Origin of the sequence: Acinetobacter sp. AS167 (genome assembly GCF_037152175.1) — a bacterium.
GTDB lineage: Bacteria > Pseudomonadota > Gammaproteobacteria > Pseudomonadales > Moraxellaceae > Acinetobacter.
This window is the reverse complement of record NZ_JBBCMP010000002.1, coordinates 85,345-107,144: the sequence shown is the minus strand read 5'-3', so window position 1 is coordinate 107,144 and position 21,800 is coordinate 85,345. Positions and strand designations below refer to the sequence as shown.

Here is a 21,800-nt window from a genome sequence, read left to right as displayed (position 1 = left end):
ATACATTAGGGAAACTATCGAAAATTGATCAGGTTTTGTGAAATGAGTGAATAAGTATAATTATTTACGCTTCAGCCTGTAAATCCTCAAAGTGATCAAAACTGGGTGAGTTATGTTCTATTTGATGGTTAGAAAACGGGTGATTATGCGATTCAGTAGTATCAGGTTGATGATATGTTAACTCCTATTGCTCAAGCCTATTATTCGATTGGACAAGTGTTGGATTAATTTAAAATCCAAAAAGAGCACTCTTTATTTTATTTAAAATATTGAATTTATATATATTTTTATTTAGAAATTATATTCTTAATTTTTATTATTGAAATTGATTAGAATTATACACGGCGTCCTATTTACAAAACGTAATAATTTAAACATAATTAAATGTGAAACTCATCACAATCACTATTGACATGAATAATTTTAAATTTAATAAACTTACTTTGTGTGTTTTTTTTACGATTTTAGCAACAACAATACAAGCTGCAGAACCACAGCCGCGTCCAGATTTAGAATTAGATGCTGTTCAGCGCCAGCAACAACGTGATGAAGCATTACAAAAGCAATTACAGCCCGAAGCTATAGTGCAAACGGGATTAGAAAAACAACTTCAAACCCAAACACAACTGCACTATCTAAAATCAAACAGTGAAGATGTATGTTTTGAAATTAAAAAATTTGTGTTGATGGGAGAGGATGCGCATCAATTTACTTTTGCTATGCGCTCCGTCACGCAAGGTGAACATAATCTCATTGGCCGATGTATTGGGGTACAAGGCTTAAACCAAGCCTTAGATCTGATTCAAAACAGTATTATTAGTCATGGTTATGTCACCACCCGCATGCTGCTCCCTCAACAAAATATTGCTTCGGGTGAGATTAAACTACAAGTGATTGCTGGGAAAGTAGATCAAATTCAATTTGTTCAAGGGACGTCTAAGCGTGCTCATAAATTTAATGCCTTGCCTGTTCGCTCTGGGGATATTTTAAATATTCGGGATATTGAACAAGGCTTAGAAAACTTTAAACGTGTGCCGACTGTTGAGGCAGACTTTAAAATCAAGCCCTCAGAACAACGTAATCAACCTGGCTATAGTGATTTAGAACTGGCATGGCAACAAACAAAACCCTACCGGATTCATTTAGGTGTTGATGATGCAGGCTCAGATTCAACTGGGAAGTATCAAGGTACAGCAACCTTATCTTTAGACCATCTGTTTACTGCAAATGACCTGTTTTATGGTAGTTATAACCATGATTTGGGCGGAGGAGATCAAGGTAAACGAGGTACAGATGGCTATTACTTAAGTTATAGCATTCCACTCAAATATTGGTTACTTAGCACCAGTTATAGTCAGTCTGATTATAACCAAACGGTTGCAGGTGATAGCCAAAGCTATAACTATAGCGGCAAAAGCAAACTGATCGGGGCTGATTTATCTCGGGTACTTTATCGTGATGCCAAACGAAAAACTACAGCCAGTGTAGGAGGCTGGTATCGGGAATCACAAAACTTTATCAATGATGTAGAAATTGAAGTACAACGTCGAAAAACTGGTGGCTGGAAAGCCAGTCTGGATCATATAGAATATTTAGCCAATGCGACATTAACAGGCAATTTAACCTATAAACGAGGTACAGGTGCATTTAATGCAATGCATGCACCTGAAGAAGAGTTTGGCGAAGCTTATACTCATGTCGGTATTTTACAAGCCAATGCCGGTCTGCAAGTGCCATTTAAAGTCGGTAATCAATCGCTACAGTATCTCGCTGAATGGCGAACACAATATAGTAAAAAACCCCTGACCCCACAAGATCGATTCTCGATTGGGAATCGCTATACCGTAAGAGGGTTTGATGGTGAACAGACCTTATTGGCAGATAATGGATTTTTAGTGCGTAATGAAATCAGTGGCTCGATGTTTAAGCTTCCGATGCAATGGTACACCGGAATTGACTATGGTGAAGTGGGGGGTAAAACCGCACATGAACCAAATCCATTGCTGGGAACAAGTTTAATGGGGGCTGCCTTTGGATTACGCGGGCAAGTCTTAAAATCGGTCAATTATGACGTTTTTGTTGGGACGCCGTTAAAAAAACCAGACCACTTTAAAACAGACAATGTGACGACAGGATTTAGCCTGAACTGGATGTATTAATCCATTACATTCAATGTCCATATGCAACATTCAATCTTGAAAAAATATTAAAACATTAAGGTAAAACATTATGAATAAGAATCGTTATCGCGTTATTTTTAGCCAAGCACGTGGCATGTTTATTGCGGTTGCTGAGATTGTAAAAAGCCGTACCAAAACAGCGGGGCAATCACATGCTGTTGGTGAAATCGAAATAGTGGATGTCACGGGAGCATCTTCAATCACTTATAAAAAACTCAATCCTGTTAATTTTGCTGTGGTGAGCCTATTAGGTGCAGCAATTTACACCTTGCCGATGGCGACGATTGCTGAAAGTCAAATTGTGGCAGATCGATCAGCACCAAACTCACAACAAGCCACCATTCTCAACAGCAGCAATGGTTTGACCCAAGTTAATATTCAAACCCCAAGTGCTGGTGGTGTATCACGCAATACCTATACCCAGTTTGATGTGGGGCAGGAAGGTGCGATTCTAAATAACGCACGAAATAATACCCAAACCCAATTGGGTGGATGGGTACAAGGCAATCCATGGCTCGCCAAAGGTGAAGCCAAGGTCATCCTGAATGAAGTGAACAGCAGTAATCCGAGTCAATTAAAGGGCTATTTGGAGGTTGCGGGTAAACAAGCGCAAGTGGTGATTGCCAATCCATCTGGTTTAGTCTGTGATGGCTGTGGGGTGATTAACGCAGATCGTTTTACCTTAACCACAGGTCAAGCAGTAATGCATCAAGGTTATCTTGATTCATTCCGAGTACGTGAAGGGCAAGTTACGATTGAAGGGAAAGGCTTAAATGGAAGCTTAACCCCTTATACCGATATTTATACACGTGCTTTAAATGTCAATGCGGGTCTATATGCCAATGAGCTAAAAACCGTGTTGGGTCAAAACGACATCAATGTTCAAGATCCAAACTCAGCAAAAATTAGTGCAACAACAAGTACCCCATCTTCACCTACACCGAGCTTTGCCCTTGATGTTGGAAAATTAGGTGGGATGTATGCTGGAAAAATCTATTTGGTCGGTACTGAAAAAGGTTTAGGGGTACGTAATGCAGGGTCACTCAATGCTTTGAGCGGTCAAATGCATTTAAATGCCAATGGTGATTTAACCAATACAGGCAATATGATTGCCAATAAAGATCAAATTCTAATTCAGGCAAGCAATGTAAAAAACAGCGGTAATATCAGTAGTACACAACAACAAATACAGATTCAAGCCGACAATATTCAAAACACTGGGCTGATTGCGACTCGTGATGAAATTAAACTCAATGCTCAAGGCAAGATTGATAATAATGAGGGAGTGATCAACGCGGGACGAATTGATTTTACTGCACAAAACTTAACCAATAATAAAGGTAAAATCGAGCAAACAGGTCAGCAACAACTCAACATTGCTGCAAAAAACTTAGACAATACTCAGGGCTTAATTGGTCAGGCAACCGTCGATCCTAGCGGGACAGGGCAAACACCAGGTGGAACCACATCGCCAAGTATGACTGATCCTGAGCAACAGTCTTCAGCGCAAGACTCAAGTACGGTTGAAGTTGCACCCACAGACCTGACACCAAAAACTTTTGAAGCAGGAAATATTCAGATTGCTCAAGATATTGCCAATGTAGAAGGTGCAATTGTCAACAATGCTGAAATCAATCTTAGAGTTGAAGGCAGTATTAAAAACAATGGTGGTGAAATTCAACTGCCTGAATTGCAATTTAATGGGCAATACTTTGACAACCAACAAGGTAAACTCACTGCGAATGTGGTGAATATCACTGCACAACAGGTGGATAATCAAAAAGGTGTAATTAATGCCAATCAAAGCTTTGATTTAACCGCACAACAATTAAATAACGATCAAGGCCGTTTACAAAGCGCCAAGACATTCAATTTAAATTCAGCTGAGATTGATAATCGCCAAGGTCAAATACTTGCTGCGGATGCATTAACTCTAAATTCTGCAAATACCAATAATACCCGAGGCATCATTGGTTCAGTCAATGCGGATGCCAAGCTGTCTATTCAAACTTTAGACAATCGTAAAGGGGAGATTTCAGCACAGAATGTACACCTGACGGGTCAGAGTTTAAACAATCAACAGGGTACCATTCAATCCAAAACAGCAGATCTAAACATCAATATTGATCAAATTGATAATGGTACGACGCAAGCTTCAGCAGGGAATCTGATTGCTGGGCAAAATCTAAAATTGAATGCCCAGCAATTACAAAGTACTGGGCAAATCTATGCAGGCAATACGGCTGATTTAACAGTGAATCAGTTACAACAGCATGGTCAATTGGCAGCACAGAACAAAATCAAGGTTCAAGCAAATGCCATTGTCAGTGATAAAAATGCAGTATGGGTCGCAGGTCTTGATCAAGACGGGAAACTAAGCAATACAGATGCCACACTGAATATTGATGCGCAACAGGTTCAGCTGGCAGGGAAAATTTTGGCAGGTGCTGAGTTGCAAATTAAAGCAGCTCAAACAGCAGACTTAAGTCAAAGTGAAAGCCAAGCCAAAAATATAAACATTGCTACAACCCAACTGAATACCAACAATGCAAAAATTATTGCAGATGAGCAACTGGATTTAACTGCAACACAAAGCATTCAGAATGAAAAAGGGCAATACAGTGCGGGGCAAGTTAATCTCAATACAGTACAACTCAATAACAACCAAGGTTTAATTCAACACACAGGTAAAAATGACTTTATTCTGGATGTCGCAAATCAGATTGATAACAATGCTGGACAGATCATCAGTAATGCTACAGGTACAGAAATCAAGACCAATGCATTGAACTCTGTTGCAGGTGAGATTTTACATGCGGGTGATCAACAGCTAAAAATCACAGCACAAAATCTGCAAGGGCAACAAGGCAAAATCCAAAGTAACAGCCATCTACAACTCGATCTAGGCATTACCAATTTAGATCAAGCGCTTACATCTGCACAAAATATTGATTTGAATGCAACTGAACTGAGCCATCAACAAGGGCAATTGCTTCAAAGTGATGCCAATGGGCAGTTGAAGGTGAATGTTGCACAATCATTGAATAATACCTCAGGTGTGATCAGTGCTACTGGTAGCGCTCAGCTGAATGTTACTCAACTGAATAACAGTGCAGCTAAGCTTCTTGTAGATAAACAACTTGGGATAAAAGCTGATGATATCAACAATACACAAGGTACTGTATATACAGACGATTCGCTTAGTATCATTGCAAAACATGGCATTAATAATCAGCAAGGTATCTTAGCAGCCAAACAAGCGGTATACGTAAAGGCACAATCATTAAATAATACAGAGGGTACAGTTCAATCCGAACAGTCAAATCTTGATCTCAGTATCAGTGGAGCGCTGGATAATCAACGTGGAAAACTGCTGTCTAATCAAGATATCAGTATTCAAAGTCTAAGTTTAAACAATGCATCTGGAACAATTTTTTCTAATCAAGGCTTAAACTTAGATGTAGACGGGGAAATTGAAAATCAGTCTGGTACAATTGCTGCCAATAACAATATCTCAGTTAATGCTCAATCATTAGATAATACTTCAGGGCAAATACGCTCTGAAAAACAACATTTAAATATTATTACTCAGCAAAATTTAAACAATGATTCAGGCATTATTGTGGCAGCAAAAAATGTTGCGATCACTGCACAGGATCTATCTTCTCAAAATGGACAAATTCAAGCAGGTCAACATGCTGATTTAACCGTTCAATCTTTGGATAATACTGCTGGTACACTCTATGCAGGTGGTCAATTAAAATTAAATGCTTTAGCGCATATTAACAATCAAGATGGTGTGATCGCGGCTAACCAAGGATTTAATTTAAATGCAGCTTCATTATCAAATAATGCTGGTAAATTAATTGCACAGCAATCTGCAATGCAGCTCGATATTGCCAACGAATTAAGCAATATCAAAGGCGAGATTTCAGCCGCGCAAGACTTAACAATGAATAGTGGTCATTGGAATAATGTTGAAGGTAAAGCTGTAGCGGGTCAAAAATTACACCTAAATACCTCTACATTAGACAATCATCTTGGTGTGATTTATGCACAAGACCAGTCTAAGATTGTAGCCACTGGTCAAGTGAATAATACTTCAGGGGTTGTTGCGTCTAAACAGATTGATTTAACCTCACAGTCATTGCTTAATGATTTGGGTAAAATCAGAGCAGAACAAGGTTCGTTAAATTTATCTGTAGACAATGAGCTGAGTAATCTGTCAGGTGAAATATTTGCACAACAAGAAGCGAATTTAAAAGTGCAGCAAATCAACAATCAAAAAGGTAAAATACAGAGTATTTTAAAAACCAAGATTCAAACAAACACTTTAGATAATCAATCTGGAAAAATTTATAGCCAAGATCAACTACAACTGTTGGCACAGTCAGCAATTCAAAATCAGCAAGGTACAATCGCTGCACAAAAAGATCTACAGATAAACAGTACAGATTTAAATAATGAGCAAGGCATTATTCAATCAGAACAGGGACGCGCAGATTTAACTGTACAAGGTGCATTGAATAATCATCAGGGCGAATTATTTGCAAGTAAAGGATTAAATGTTGTTGCTCAAGGGATTGATAATCGCTTAGGGCAAATCTCATCGTTAGAAAAATTGAATTTAGACAGTCAATTACAAACATTGAATAATGAATCAGGTAAAATTTTAGCAGATCAAATTTTGCTAAAAACTGGCTTGCTTAATAATAATTCAGGTTTGATCCAATCTAATTCTGAATTAAGCATCGATACCAATCAGCATGATTTGATGAATCAAAATTCTGGTGCTCGTGGTGGAATACTCAGCCAAGGAAAACTTAATTTAACCCATGTCCAACAGTTATTAAATGATAACGGCATTCTTGCTTCAGCAGATGATGTAGAAATCAGCGCAAAGCAATTATCCAATCAAAAAGGACAAATCAATAGTCAAGGCAATCTAACAATTGCTCAACAACAGTCAGGTGGGGTGCTGAATAACCAAGGTCAAATTCAAGCATTAAAAAATATTCAAATTCATACCGACCAATTGAACAACAGTGGTCAAGGCAGTCATATTGTTGCTGCTGAGGATTTATCAATCCAAGCGCAAGTGATCGACAATCGACAAAATTTAGATGATACGATTTTGGGTGGTTTAGATGCTCAAAATATCCAATTAAATGCACGTGAGTTAAATAACCAATCTGGTGGAATTAGAGCAAGCAAAGATGCATCACTTTTGATTCAGCAGAACTTTGATAATCAACAAGGCAGTGTGACCAGCCTAGGGACATTATTGATTGGCGATTCTCAAAAAACCTTAAATATTAAGAATACTCAAGGGGAACTCATCGCGCAAAATCGGTTAGGAATCAGTGCGAACAATTTAATCAATCAAGGTAAAATCATTAGCCTTGGTGATGCTGAATTGAATTTAAAGCAAAGTTATACACATCAGCAAGGTGATGAGCTGAGTGCCAATGGTTTACTCAAGATCGATAGCGAACACGATTTCATCAATCAATCTGTCCTAAGTGCAGGCAAAGGCCTTACTGTAAATGCTCAGAATATTTTAAATCAAACTGGGGCGAGTATTAGCAGTATTGAAACGCATTTAATCGCCAACGATGTGCTACATAATCAAGGTTTAATTAATGGTGAGTTAACCCACTTAAAAGCAAACTTAGTCTGGAATGATGGTGCTAAAATTTATGGTGATCATATTGCTATACAAGCACAGACCTTAAATAACAAATCGAACGGCTCTTGCGTCGGGACAGAGCAGTGCTCTGCTAGTCCTTCCTCAGGCGCAGTTATTGCTTCACGTGGAGATATTGATTTAGGGATTGATATTTTAAATAACCAAGCAGGAGGTTTGATCAATAGTGACTCAAAAGACAATGCTTGGATATTGAGTATGGGGCAATTAAATGTTGGGGGCTCACTGGATGGTAATTATCAAGCACAAGGTCAAGCCCAACTGATTAATAATCGTAGTGCAACCATTGAGTCTCAAGGCAATATGCGACTCACTGCAAAAGAAATTCAAAATTTAAATGATAATTTTTCAGTACATCAAGTATTAGAGTCTTCCAAATTTGTACATAGTTATGAGGATAATCGACATCCTGGGATTGATGTTGCAGATTTGCTTGTTGAGCTGGAGAGAGACGGTGGTTTTTACTGGCTTGTGTTAAGTGATGGGCGACGTTTACGTACCTATAATATTTTTGAATATGATAAAGAAACCTATGTTCCCGAAGTATTAACCAGTACACCTGGGCAAATATTGAGTGGGGGCAATATGTTGCTTCAATCTGATCATATCGTAAATGATCAGAGCCAAATACTTGCAGCAGGCGTATTAAAGGTAGAAGGAACTGATATTGATAACAAAGCCTATTTAGCAAATAAACTCATTCAATTTAAAAATCCAAAAAAATGGTTTTATGATTCTGGTCGAAAGAGTTCAATGGCCTATACGCCTGCTGATGAGACAGAGCCATATCAGTTAAGTGGCCTTTATGGTGGCAATAAAGTTATTGCTGTTCCAACGACAGAGATTAAAGACAAGACCAATGACACTGTTCAAGTGGATGTAACAGGTTCCAAACAAGCGCAAGCACTTGAATATGAAAAACAACAGGCTCAACAAAAGCAAGTTGCAGTGGATGCTGGACAACAGGTCAACGTTAAACAATCAGAAAATGCACAAAATCAGCAGATTGGTGAGCTTGATCCGAATGGTTCACAACAGCAAGTCCAACCAACTGAAAATCAAAAAGTTGATTCAGCTCAACAGCTAAATGCTTTAGACAAGCAGGTGTCTGGGGTAGACAAAGCATCTGACTATGAAGTGCGTAGTGTAGAACAAAAGACAATTACCTTGCCAAGTAATGCGTTGTATAGCACAACCAAAGATAGCCAAGCGCAGTATTTGGTAGAAACTGATCCAGCATTTAGCCAATATAAAAAATGGCTATCATCCGATTACATGCTGAGTGCACTTGGTTTAGATCCAGCAAATCAACAAAAACGACTAGGTGATGGTTTTTATGAGCAACGTTTGGTGCAAGATCAAATTGCACAATTGACAGGGCATCGTTTTTTATCTGGTTATGGTAGTGATGAAGAGCAATATAAAGCTTTAATGAACAACGGCTTAACCTTTGCTAAAAGTTATAATTTACGTCCTGGAATTGCTTTAACTGCTGCCCAGATTGCACAGCTCACCAGTGATATTGTGTGGTTAGAAGAAAAAACCATCACATTGGCAGATGGGACAAGTAGTAAAGTATTGGTTCCACAAGTTTATGTTCGAGCAAGACCTGGTGATTTAAAAGGTGATGGTACTTTGATCAGTGCTGATCAAGTGCAACTGAATATGAACGGTGATGTGCTTAATCAAGCGACGATCGCTGGACGTGAAGCACTCATCATCAATGCAAATAATGTCAACCAATTGGCTGGACGAATGGAAGCCAATCGTGTTGGGATTAAAACGCAAAATGATTTAAACAATATTGGCAGTCAGATTGTTGCAAAAGAAGCAGCATCTTTTGATATTGGCGGAAATTTAAATGTAAATAGTACATTGACCAGTAATAATAAACAAAAAGGCCAGAGTAATTATGGTTTTACCGCTATAGATCGCAAAGCAGGGATCTATGTGGGTAATAACCAGACTAGCTTAGTGGAAGGTAGTGATAATTTAAAGAAGACTTTAAATATCAAAGTGGCTGGTAATACCACATTGAAAGGCGCAGAAATTTTAAATAGCAATGGTTCAACCATTCTACAAACGCAAGGGGATGTAAATTTAGCGACATTACAAACAGAGCGGATTAACAATAGTTATAAAAATAATAAAAATTATGACTTTAGTACAACGCAACAAGATATAGGTAATCAAATCGTTGCAAAAGGCGACTTAACCCTGACTGGGAAAAATATTGATATTACAGCTTCTCAGGTCAGTAGTGTGCTAGGTCGGACGACTTTAAGTGCTGATGAACAACTCAATATTCAAGAAGGGCGTGCTCGTAGTACAGTTGAACATGCAGATGAAGTGAAGAAAAAGAGCTTTTTAAGTAGTAAAACAACCCAAACTTACCGAAAAGATAAGTCAGATGAGGGCATAGCCAGTACTGTTGATGGTAAGCAAGTCATTTTAGATGCTAAAAATATCAAGATACAAGGCAGTGAAATAATTTCAGATGAATTAACGCAAATTCAGGCCAAAGAAAATGTCAGTATTGTAGGTGCTGAAAACCAATACCTAAATGAGTCAGAAAAGCGTGTTAAAAAATCTGGTTTTACTGCAAGCCTCTCAGGTGGTGTAGCCAGTATTGGTTATGGTAAATCAAATGTAAAAGCTCAGCAGGATAATCAATCAACTGAGTTACTGCAAAGTAAAATTATAAGTACGCAAGGAAATACCAATATTCTAGTAGGCAAGGATTTGACAGCGGAAGCCGCTATTTTGGGTGCAGGCAAAGACCTGAATCTACAAGCTGCTAATGTTAGTCTAAATGCAGGATATGAAAGTAGTAAGCAATATACAAAGGTACAGAGTAAAAACTCAGGTTTTTCAGTTGGGTTGACTTATTCACCTGGTACAGCAGCGGCTTCAACATATAAGAAAAATGCCGATAATGGTCAATTTAGTGATAGTGCTGTAGGTCAGGTGATGTCACGAGCGGATGCTGTTAATAAAGCATTGATGGCCGCACAAACACCTATTGTGCTGACTGCAGGAAATCAAAAATCCAATCAAAGTAGTAACTATACAAATACTCAAGCCGTTGTGACTCAAGCAGAAGCGAAAGGTAATTTAAATATCATTGCAACAGGCGGAAATATTAATAGCCAAGGTGCACAACTCGCTGTTGAAGGTGATGCACTGTTACATGCAAAAGATAACATTAACTTGAACTATGTGACTGATCGTCAAGATCAGAATGCAAATAGAAAACAAAGTGGGTTTAGTGTTGACACACGAAATTGGGCCGCGCCTGCAGGTGTTTATAATAATAAAGACAAAGGTCAAGGAAATGTAGATAAGGTTACAGGTACACAACTTTCTGTGGGTGGAAAAACCACATTACAAACAGAAAAAGGTGACATCAATATCCTCGGCAGTTCAGTCGCTTCACAAGGTGATGTGAAGATCAATGCTGCGAATGATGTCAATATTAAATCAGCACAGAGTAGTCAAAGCCAAAGTCAAAGCAGTTCAAATAAAGGCATTGGTAGTGCTCAGATTTCAGATACTGAACAATTTTATGGCTATATGAAGGGTAACAACCAAAGCAATAGTCAAAGTATTGAACAGCAACGTAGCCAAGTCGGAAGTTTAGAGGGTAATGTCAATATTCAGGCAGGGAATCACTATAATCAGCAAGTTGCAGATATTGTTGCCAATAAAGATATCAATATTACTGCAAAACAAATCAGTGTATTGGATGATTACAATACTGGAAGCTCAGACAGTTCATCGAAAGATTTAAAAGTCGGTGTATTTAAACGGATAAGTTCACCAATTTTAGATTTGCTGGGTTCGGCAGACAAAGCCGCTAAAGGCAATGCCGCAGATGATCGTACCCAAGCTTTACAGGGATTGGCAGCGGGTGCGCAAGCTTATCAAAGTTATAGTGACATCAAAGGCGGTTCAGTTGCTAAAGCTGAGGCTGGTATAGGTTTTAGTACCAGTAAAAATCAACAAAGCACTAGTTATGCGACTTCACAACCAAACCAGATCAGCGCGGGTGGTAATGTTAATCTCACCAGTACAGCAGGTGATATTCATTTACAGAATACTCAAGTCAAAGCGAAAGAAACAATAAGCTTAGATTCGGCTAAAAATATTCTTTTAGAATCAGGACAAAGCCAAGAAAAGGCTCAGGGTAAAAATAGTAATGCTGGTTTAAGTGTCGGTGTCGGTGCATCGGTAGGGGCGCAGACGGGTGTTTATATCTATGGCGAGGCAGGCTATGGTAAAGGCAGTAATCAGCTTGATCGTAATACGCATAGTCAAACAACATTAGAAGCCAATAAAGTGAGTTTGACGAGTAAGGGTGATACAACTTTGGCTGGCGCTAAAGCCACAGCAAATCGTATTGATGCGGATGTCGGTGGCAAGCTCAGTATCATCAGTCAACAAGACCAAGTTGAACAAAAGATAGAACAAAGTGGTGCAGGAGCACGTCTCCAAGCTTCATTGGGTACAGCATGGCAAGCGTCTGGAAATCTATCCAACAGTAGTGCAAACGGTTCATCCAATAGCGTGAATCAGCAAGCAGGCTTATTTGCTGGTGATGGTGGTTACCATGTCAAAGCCGATCAAGTTGATCTCAAAGGTGGTGCAATTGTTTCTACCGCGAAGAAAGAAAATAATGATTTGACTGCGAATAGTTTGACATTTAGCGATATCAACAATAAGAGCAGTTATGATGCGACTTCGGTGAGTTTATCTGGTGGAACACGCTTTGGAGAAGAAACCAAAACAGATAATCAGGGAAATAAATATACCAATAACGTCAATTGGCGAGATAGCACGACCTTTAGCCCAAGCCTACCACAGCATGAATCTGACAAAGACAGTAGTGTCACTCGTTCAACCTTAAGCGAAGGTAATATTACGATTGGTGGTCAAGCAACAACGACTACAGCGTTAGGAATCCATAGTGATGCCAGTACAGCACATCGAAGTGTAGACACATTACCAAATCTACAAGAGATTATCGACAAGCAAAAAACTGTAGCAGATGCGACTTCAACTATTGTGGCAGCAACAAGAACCTATAGTCAAAATCAGCAAAAACAAGCGGAAACAGAAAAACAAACTGCAAAGCAAAATGTACTTGAACAACTCAATCAAAATAGCGATGCGCTTAATTACTATCAAAGTCTTGACCCTGCAAAACAAGAGGAATATTTACGCCAATATTCACCTGACTACGATAAAGCAAGTCAATTAAATCAAGACTGGGGTATGGGTGGAGATAAGAGCCGAGCAGTCAATGCAGTCACGATGGCTGTTACAGGTGCATTGGGCGGTCAAACAGATTTACAAGTTGCAGCCAATGCTCTTGCACCTTATGCAGCAAATATTATTGGAAAAGAGTTAGGTCATGGAGAGGACAAAAATAAAGCTGCTCAGTTAGCTGCCCATGCGATATTGGGAGCAGCACTTGCCTATGTAAATGGAGGTAATCCAGCAGCAGGAGGCAGTGCAGCAGTTGCAAGTGAAGCAGCAGCGGATTATCTCACCAATCAATACAAAGACAAAAAAGAATATCAAGATGTCAATGGAGAGTTCCAAGCAAATCTTTTACCAGAAGATGTGAAGACTCAAATTCGAGATCTGACAGCAGCGATAGGAGCTGTGGTTGGTGGAACTGTTGGAGATTCAGCATTTAATGCGCAGCTTGCTGGCGTTGTTGGGCAGAATGCGGTGGAGAATAATATTGATTCACCAGCTGACCGAAAAGATACTAAAGCAAATGCAAACCAACTATATAAATCGGCGTGTGCATCAGCTGGATTGGCGGCAGGTTCTGCTGCATGTAATCAGTATATTCGTAAGGAAACTCTAGTTGTACTTAAAAGTGCAGGGAATTTAACCTTAGATTTTCTTCCCTTTATTGGTGATATTAAAGGATTTGCTGAAGCTACCACCGTTGGAGAGTATGTTTTTGCTACAGCAGGTATTGTGCCTTTAGCTGGCGATGCTGCAAAAAAATATTACCAAGCACAAAAAATGTTTGAAGAAGCCAGTAATGTTCGTGATGTCGCCAAGATGAAAGCAGCGATGAATGATGCTGTACAGGCTTGTTCGGGAGGAGCATGTTTTACAGCTGGAACACTCATTGAAACGAGTGAAGGATTAAAAGCTGTAGAGAAATTCGAAGGTGGTGAGCTTGTTTGGTCAAGGAATGATACTACTTTAGAATATGGCTATCGTCCTGTTATAGCGACAAAAGTGACTGCTGAACAAGCGATATTTGAAGTTGTTATTAAAAATCAACAAGGTAAAGAAGAAACAATTGAAACGACAGCTGAACATCCGTTCTGGATTAAGAATTTTGGTTGGTTAAAGGCTTCATTACTTCAAAGGGGGATGATTTTACTAGATCGAAATAATGAAGAGTTAACAATTGTTAATCAGTTACTGATCCCAAATAAAGTTGAAACTGTTTACAATATTGAAGTTGATGGATTCCATACGTATCATGTTGGTGAGCTGGGTATATGGGTTCATAATGCGAATTGTTGTGAAATCAAAGCACCTAATAGTGCAATTAAACCTCCTACACAAACACCATCTACGATTACAAAGATAGATGGCAAATATTTTGATTTGAAAGCAGGGCAAAAAGGTGCATGGAATAAACTTGCAAATAAACCTGAAGCGAATTCAATCTATAAGTTTGACAATGGTTATACTTACAAAACAGATGCAAATGGTCGTGTAAGTAATGTTGAAGCAAATTTAAAACTTGAAGCTAATGACCGTAACAAATATCAGCAAAGCAATTCAGGTAAAAATAATGGAAGACTTCAAGATGATCATGGTGGTCACTTAATTGCATCCATGTTTAAAGGACCTGGTGAAGGTATAAATATTGTACCTATGGATAAGACTTTTAATGGTGGTGGTGGTGACTGGGGGCTGCTTGAAAAAACATGGCAAAATGCATTGAAGCAAAATAAAGAGGTAAAAGTTTCTATTCAGCCAGTTTATTCAGGTACCAGTAAACGACCAACTTCATTTGTAGTGGAACAACAGATTAATGGTGTTAGCCTTCCAGCACGAAGATTACAGAATACAGCATCAGGAAAATAGTTATGAGTGAACAAGAACTTTATCAGAAAATTGGAAAGTTACTTTGGTCGATTATGCCAGAAGAAGCTACCGAAATTTATTTTACAGGAGATATTTACCCAAATAATTATTCAGGGGGAGCAGAGTGGTTATTGAAAAATGGAAATATAGAAACTTTTCCTTTTAAACAACGAGCGTCTGAGGTTGAAGATGAAATATGCCAGTTAATGGCAAAATTAAGATCGCTAGATTCTTTCTCTGAGAAATGGACCAATTACAGAATAACATTAACAGAAGGGGGGGGATTTAATGCAGAATTTGCTTACGTACCTGAAGAAGACCATTGGCCCACATTATATATGAAAAGAGTTAGTGATCTTAAAGAAGAAGAGATAGACGAATACTATATTCCATTAGAAGAGTGGGAAAAGCGAGTAAAGCTGAGAAATCAGAGTAAGTAAAAATTAATTTTTATATGAAGCCTTGAAATTGTACTCAAGGCTTTTTTATAAGATTGGAAATTATTTTGTGTAAGTTCCATATTTCTAAATGGTATGTCCATCATTCACTAAATACGTCTATTAATGTTTCTGCTTTAATTGGCAGAAGTATTTTTTATGCATAAAAAATTAGCCCAGTCAGACATCAGAGCTTTACATTTTTCAAGATAAGTCCGACGTAAATAAGTGACTTCAACCATTGTGGCAGCAACAAGAACCTATAGTCAAAATCAGCAAAAACAAGCGGAAGAAGAGAAGAAAAACACTGAACAAACAGCGATAGCAGAACTACAAGCCAAAGGTGGAGAAGATTGGAATAAGTATCAAAACTCAAACAATGAAGCTGAAAAACAAGAACTTCTGAAAAATAATTCACCAAGTTACAAACAAGCTTCAGAAACAGCCCAAGATTGGGGTATGGGTGGAGATAAGAGTCGAGCAGTCAATGCGGTAGCTATGGCAGTTACAGGAGCATTGGGCGGTCAAACAGATTTACAAGTTGCAGCCAATACCCTATCTTTTACCAGAAGATGTAAAGACTCAAATTCGAGATCTGACTGCAGCGATAGGAGCAGGGGTTGGTGGAACAGTTGGAGATTCAGCATTTAATGCGCAGCTTGCTGGTGTTGTTGGGCAGAATGCTGTTGAAAATAATGAGTTTTCAATAATTAGTCAGGGTACTGAAAAGAAATTAACTGAAAATAAAAAGAAAGATGAAGCTCAGCCTAAATTTAGCTGTCCAAAAGGTCAAGATTGTATTTTTCCAATTCCTGAAAAAAGTATGGGTGAGAAGGCTATTGGAATCATAAACGATTTGACAGTTCGTCAATTAGCAGCAGCTTTAGGTGCTGAATATGATCCACTTGCAAAGGAGTATTTTTCACCTAGAGAAATAAAAGAAACTAAAGCAGCAATGTTAGGTTGAGGTTTTTCCAAAACTTTATCTAAACCAATTAAATTAACAGAAGTATTAATTGTTGCGATAGAAACAAAATATGGAGCGATTGTAAGAAGAGAAATCTTTAAAAGCAAGAGTAATGACACAGAAGGAGTTTGAAAATGAGTATAGAAAATAACAATAAATATCAGAGTTTGATGAACTCTATATTTGAAGGATATGTTGAAATAGCAATTATTGTTTCGGAAGGGAGTCATTATTTTATAGTTGATGATAAAGAGAATTTTGTAATAGATATTAAGCCGTTTTACGACTTATATTTGGAGAAGGGGATATTTAATAAGGAAAGTTACTTGTGCGCTTTGAAAAATTTTAGAGGGGGCGCCTCTAAACTAAATAGTGAAAATTTGCCTTTATATTTGTCTAGCTTGCCTAGAAATAATATTAAATCATTAGATTGGATGATTGGTTTTTTTATTCATGAAATAGATGAAAGTGACTTGGAAAATTTATATAAATATGTGGAAAGTTACCTTATGTCTAGTAGGGGGGATATAAATAATGATAAGTGGTCTTTGTTAGAATGTAGGCTGCCAAAATTTTATTTGAATCTTGATCGTAAATTATTTTTTCACACAGATTGGCAGCGTAATTTTGAAGAAAATCTACCTGAGGATTGGAGTGGTAAAGCTTCTAATCAATTTTGGTCATTAATTCCAGATAAATATCAATATTGGATTGTTAATGGAATGAATTTTTGGAAATTATATGGTTGATTATATGTGATTTTTTATAAAATTCATAATTGTTAATAGAGTAAGGTTGGGTTTATTCAACCGCGAACCAAAGCCAAGTTTATGCAGGTGGAAAAACCAATATTGTTGTCACAGGTGCAGGAGACAAATCCAATATTAATATCATTGGCTCAGATGTTATTGGAATGAAAGGCACTCATTTGAATGATGCTGCACTAAATACTTGGACAGGAAAAATTGCTCAAAGACATGGTTATACAAAAGTTGAAGAAATTGAAAGCAGTGGAGGAGTAACATATGTCATATTCGGAAAATAGTGAATCTTTTAATGAAATATTAAGTGGTAAAAGGCCAAGTGAAGTATTCAATTCATTTCTTTTAGAGAATAATATTTTAGATAAATATGACTTAGCAGATATGTTTTTAGCTCATTTTACAATGTTAGACAGCAAAGTTTTACCATTAATATGGAATTGGAGAAGTATAAAATCAATAAGAGGAATAAGTGATGAACAGTTTGATGAGCTAATTATTGAAAATATGAAGAATTCTGGTTATGAACTCCCTTAAAATACTATTTTTTTTAATGGATTGTTAAAATTCTGAATTTTCATATAGTCAATTAGACCAATTGCGTTTAGGAGAATCTCAAATTGATGGTTATACATGGCACCACAATGCTCAATCATCACCAAATAATATGCAATTAGTTCCAGATAAATTTCACTCAAATAGAGCAGTTCCTCATACAGGTCAAAATGCATTAAAAGATGGCAAATAATTGGAAGAGAACATATGAAAATCCGTAGAGATAATGGTAAGAACTCATTAGATAGAATTAATGAAGTTGGACGTAAAATAGGATACACTTTCCCTAGAAGTTATATAGATTTAATAAAAGAACATGATGCTGTAAGATTAGAAAATAATATTTTTGATTTTAGAAATGTGTATAACAAGTTAGATGAGCGAGATTTAAATTTTTTAAGTTTTAAAACTGATCGGTTGGATTGGTTTTTATTTTAAGTTATTAAAAAATAATTTTATGTCAGACAGTTTTAGACAGTATGAAGCGCTTCCGCCAAATATTTAAAAATCCCTTGTTGATACAAGGGATTTTTTTAATTTATTCAGAAATTTGTCTAAAAGAGATGAGGTAATTGTGTGATTCATCGAGATCGTTTTAATCTGGCAATTTCTAAATCTATTTCATAATTTGTATTTTGAATACGTTCATTATTTATTATCTAATCTCCAATACTACAACCAGAATATACAATACGACAAGGCTGTAAATTTTCACTTAAACAAAATACTAATGCACCTTTTTTAGCACCATCCTCTGAAAAATCAAGTAAAATTTTTGATTTTTGACCATCATTAATTGGATCAGCTATAGCAACACAGCGATTAGAATAAGTTTTAGATACTTCACATTTTTGTCCGCCATCCTGTTGACACGCTTTTAATGCTTTTGCTTGTGCCTCATCTTTAGATTTAAAATTTCTTGTAAAACCAATTGGACGCCCTTTTAAGCCTTTACTTTTATCCTCTGCAATCGCACCCCATAATGTTTCAATCTGAGGATACAACGTTGGATTTTGATTTGTATATCCACCACTTCCTCCGCCTGAAATAGGTGCGCAACCTTGAACACCTTGTCCACCTATAGGATAATAGCCTGAAGGACAATTCCCTTCAGCATGTGCATTCTCAATAGTTAAATAAATGATAAGAATAAAGAAAATGGATAAATAAAAAAACTGATTATTTGTCAATATCATTCTTTAAGCCCTTTTAAAATCAGAAATTAATGATAAAAATACTATGAATTTTTTTGTATGAGTTTTATATTTTAAAATAATACTAGGTTCTCTTGTGTTTTTAAATGTCAGTGTATTCTCGGTAGAAAGGATAGCACCTAAAATTTTTAGTTCCGTCTTTTAATGCAATAATTTAGCGAATTGATGTGGCATTAAAATGAACATTGGCTTTCTTTTTTATAGAAAAAACAAATCGTTCGGAAAACCCCCATTTTGAGTTGATTGAATGAGTAGAACACCAAAGTACTTATACTGTGATCATATGCTGCAGATTGTTTTATAAAAGCTCATATAGTTTTGGCTGACTAGAATATCATTTTCATGTCACTTTAAAGTTTGGCAAATTATTTTATTGTAAAAGTGAACAAACTTAATCTGAGAGAAACTCATGAAAAATGTACTTAGTCGAAGTGTAAAAGCTTTAATCTGTATGGGTGCTTTAATGACCACAGTTCAAACATGGGCACATGAGGATGAAGACAAAGTATTGACTAGAACAGTCGATGAACAGCCAATAGACAAAAAACAAAAGAAATGTGAAAAAAATTGTAAAACAAATAACTCAACGCAACATCAGCATGGAAACGCTTCAGAAATGTCACAAATGGATCATTCAAAAATGACCAATATGCCATCTTCAATGAAGGATATGGATCATTCAAATATGGAGATGCCAAACAAAACAAATAAGTAAATCTTTGAGAAAAATGATGAGTCTTTTAGACTCAACACATTTCATTGTGATCTCCAAAAGCTCATCAAAAGATGAGCTTTTTAAAACATAAAATTTGCGTATGAACTATGCTTATTATAAAAATGTCATCGCTTAGACACGATATTTGAGTATATTAGAATAAATTTTCACAAAATAAATGTGTATGCCTGTTCAAGAAACGACTTCCCCACGTATTCCCAAATATATTGCCATTCGAGATGCTATTGCCCATGAGATTGAGTCTGGGCAATGGAGTGCCAATACCAAACTCGCTTCAGAGCGTGTGTTGATGGAACAATTTGCTACTACACGTGTCGCAGTTCGAGAAGCATTATTGGCTTTGGAAATGGATGGTTTGATTTATCGTTTAGATCGCCGTGGTTGGTTTGTTCGTGCGCCACGAATTATTTACCGGCCGCAATCGACTAAAAGTTTTAACCAATATGTGACTGAGCAAGGGGGTGTACCAAGTACGGAATTGATTTCTGCGGAATTGCTGCAAGCGACCTCTTGGGATGCAGCACATTTAAAAATTTCGGTGGGTGATGATATTTATTCGATGTGGCGACGTCGTAGTATCAATGGTCGTCCTGCGGTAGTTGAACATTTACGTATCAATGCAAGTTTATTTCCTCAATTCTTAGAACAACAATTAGAAGGTTCTATTACGACTCTGATGGCAGAGCATTATCAACGGCAATTGACCCGAGCGCATATTAATCTTTATCCAACGGTATTGTCAGAACAACAAGCCAAAGCTTTGCATGTCAATGTTGGTAGTATGGGGTTATATATTTGCCGTACCAACTGCGATCAAAATGGAGTGATTACCGATGTTGACCAAGAATATTGGTTACATGATGTACTCGATTTACATTTTGAAGCGTCATAATATAGAATTAAAATAATTAATCTGGTTTAAACCAGATTAATTAAATTGTCATAAACTTTTGTTGAAATACAGGCTATCAAGAAGCAGCATTCGTTAGGAATGTCATAATGAGCCCGTATCTGAAACAGCAGCAAAAAAAGCTCCTCGCCATGGGCACAAGTATTCTCTTTGCTTGTGTCAGCACAGCATGCACCACGTCTTCAACCTCGAATGATGTTGAGCAAATCACAGTCTATACCGCGGTTGAAGCGGATCAATTAAAGCGTTATCAATGGGAATTACGCAAAGTACATCCTGAATTAAAAGTAAAATGGGTGCGTGATTCGACAGGTGTGATCACCGCAAAATTATTAGCAGAACAAAAGAATCCACAAGCCGATGTAGTGATGGGACTTGCTTTGACCAGTTTATTGGTCATGGAAAAAAAAGACTTATTGCAACCGTATCGTCCGAAGCATATCGAACAACTTAAAACTGATTTTTATAGCCAAAACGACATTCCAACATGGACAGGTATGACTGCTTGGGAGTCAGCTGTTTGTGTCAATACTGTTGAATTGGAAAAGAAAAAACTTCCGATTCCGCAAACATGGCAAGACCTGACTAAACCAATTTATAAAGGGTTAATCGTGATGCCAAATCCGGCATCGAGTGGCACAGGCTATTTGGATGTGACTGCATGGATGCAAATTTTTGGTGAAAAACAAGCTTGGCAATATATGCAGGCACTCGATAAAAACATTTCTCAGTATGTACATTCAGGCTCGAAGCCTTGCAAGATGGCGGCTCAAGGTGAAACGGTCATCGGAATTTCGTTTGGTTATCCGGGCTTTAAGCTGAAATCACGTGGTGCACCTTTAGAAATTGTCTATCCGAAAGAGGGGTTAGGTTGGGAAATGGAAGCCTCAGCCATTGTCAAAGGTACGAAAAAACTCAGCAGTGCAGAGAAGTTTATTGATTGGAGTGTTAGCCAAGCTGCCAATGAAGCTTATGCACAAAACTTTTCAATGGTGGCACATCAAAATGTTCATAGCAAAAACCAAGACTTCCCAAAAAATCTCGCGCAGCAATTGGTGAAGAATGATTTTTATTGGGCAGCTGAACAGCGTGAATCAATTCTAAAACAATGGTCAGCAAAATTTGAAAAGTAATTGAATCATATACACACAAAAAGCTATTCAGAATCAGTTATTCAAAATTAACGATTAAAAACTAGGTGCAGT

At 37.4% G+C, this 21,800-nt stretch carries 12 protein-coding genes and 2 pseudogenes; 13 read left to right on the top strand and 1 reads right to left on the bottom strand.

Annotated elements, in window-relative coordinates; all coding sequences use genetic code 11:
- Positions 1-413 precede the first annotated feature (413 nt).
- The 10 genes and pseudogenes from WFN33_RS03835 to WFN33_RS03800 all read left to right on the top strand — a co-directional run bounded on the left by WFN33_RS03835 (position 414) and on the right by WFN33_RS03800 (position 18,173).
- Positions 414-2,159: a ShlB/FhaC/HecB family hemolysin secretion/activation protein gene (locus tag WFN33_RS03835; RefSeq protein ID WP_336951632.1), complete on the top strand. Its 1,746-nt coding sequence runs from the start codon at positions 414-416 to the stop codon at positions 2,157-2,159.
- A 70-nt stretch (positions 2,160-2,229) separates the two neighbouring features.
- Complete coding sequence (locus tag WFN33_RS03830; RefSeq protein WP_336951630.1) at positions 2,230-15,015, top strand: two-partner secretion domain-containing protein; 12,786 nt, start codon at positions 2,230-2,232, stop codon at positions 15,013-15,015.
- 2 nt (positions 15,016-15,017) lie between these two features.
- Positions 15,018-15,455, top strand: a complete 438-nt coding sequence (locus tag WFN33_RS03825) for an immunity protein YezG family protein (protein WP_336951629.1) — start codon at positions 15,018-15,020, stop codon at positions 15,453-15,455.
- Positions 15,456-15,680: 225 nt separating this feature from the next.
- Complete coding sequence (locus WFN33_RS03820) at positions 15,681-16,103, top strand: hypothetical protein (protein ID WP_336951627.1); 423 nt, start codon at positions 15,681-15,683, stop codon at positions 16,101-16,103.
- Positions 15,994-16,419 (top strand): VENN motif pre-toxin domain-containing protein, encoded by a 426-nt coding sequence (locus tag WFN33_RS03815; protein WP_336951625.1) that lies wholly within the window; start codon positions 15,994-15,996, stop codon positions 16,417-16,419. The genes WFN33_RS03820 and WFN33_RS03815 overlap by 110 nt, the downstream gene beginning before the upstream one ends.
- A 134-nt stretch (positions 16,420-16,553) precedes the next feature.
- Positions 16,554-17,168 (top strand): hypothetical protein, encoded by a 615-nt coding sequence (locus WFN33_RS03810; protein ID WP_336951623.1) that lies wholly within the window; start codon positions 16,554-16,556, stop codon positions 17,166-17,168.
- Positions 17,169-17,236: 68 nt separating this feature from the next.
- Positions 17,237-17,464 (top strand): annotated as a pseudogene (locus tag WFN33_RS20425) (hypothetical protein); the annotation flags it as partial.
- Positions 17,445-17,717 carry a hypothetical protein gene (locus WFN33_RS03805; protein ID WP_005032613.1) on the top strand — a complete coding sequence of 91 codons (273 nt, stop codon included), beginning with the start codon at positions 17,445-17,447 and terminating at the stop codon, positions 17,715-17,717. The pseudogene WFN33_RS20425 and the gene WFN33_RS03805, both read left to right, overlap by 20 nt.
- A gap of 43 nt (positions 17,718-17,760) precedes the next feature.
- A pseudogene (locus tag WFN33_RS20420) lies at positions 17,761-17,928 on the top strand (HNH endonuclease); the annotation flags it as partial.
- A gap of 14 nt (positions 17,929-17,942) precedes the next feature.
- Positions 17,943-18,173, top strand: coding sequence for an SMI1/KNR4 family protein (locus WFN33_RS03800; RefSeq protein ID WP_336951621.1), 231 nt, complete (start codon positions 17,943-17,945; stop codon positions 18,171-18,173).
- A gap of 221 nt (positions 18,174-18,394) precedes the next feature.
- Here WFN33_RS03800 and WFN33_RS03795 read toward each other — a convergent pair whose 3' ends face one another.
- Positions 18,395-18,931: a DUF4189 domain-containing protein gene (locus WFN33_RS03795; protein ID WP_336951620.1), complete on the bottom strand. Its 537-nt coding sequence runs from the start codon at positions 18,929-18,931 to the stop codon at positions 18,395-18,397.
- A 427-nt stretch (positions 18,932-19,358) separates the two neighbouring features.
- Between WFN33_RS03795 and WFN33_RS03790 the strand changes: the two genes are divergently transcribed.
- From WFN33_RS03790 to WFN33_RS03780, 3 genes are all read left to right on the top strand, one after another.
- A complete protein-coding gene (locus WFN33_RS03790; RefSeq protein ID WP_336951618.1) occupies positions 19,359-19,664 on the top strand; it encodes a hypothetical protein in 306 nt (101 codons plus the stop codon).
- A 178-nt stretch (positions 19,665-19,842) separates the two neighbouring features.
- Positions 19,843-20,577 carry a UTRA domain-containing protein gene (locus WFN33_RS03785; RefSeq protein ID WP_410549091.1) on the top strand — a complete coding sequence of 245 codons (735 nt, stop codon included), beginning with the start codon at positions 19,843-19,845 and terminating at the stop codon, positions 20,575-20,577.
- A gap of 149 nt (positions 20,578-20,726) precedes the next feature.
- Entirely contained in the window at positions 20,727-21,728 is a 1,002-nt protein-coding gene (locus WFN33_RS03780) for a putative 2-aminoethylphosphonate ABC transporter substrate-binding protein (protein ID WP_419820753.1), read from the top strand.
- The last annotated feature ends 72 nt before the right edge of the window (positions 21,729-21,800 follow it).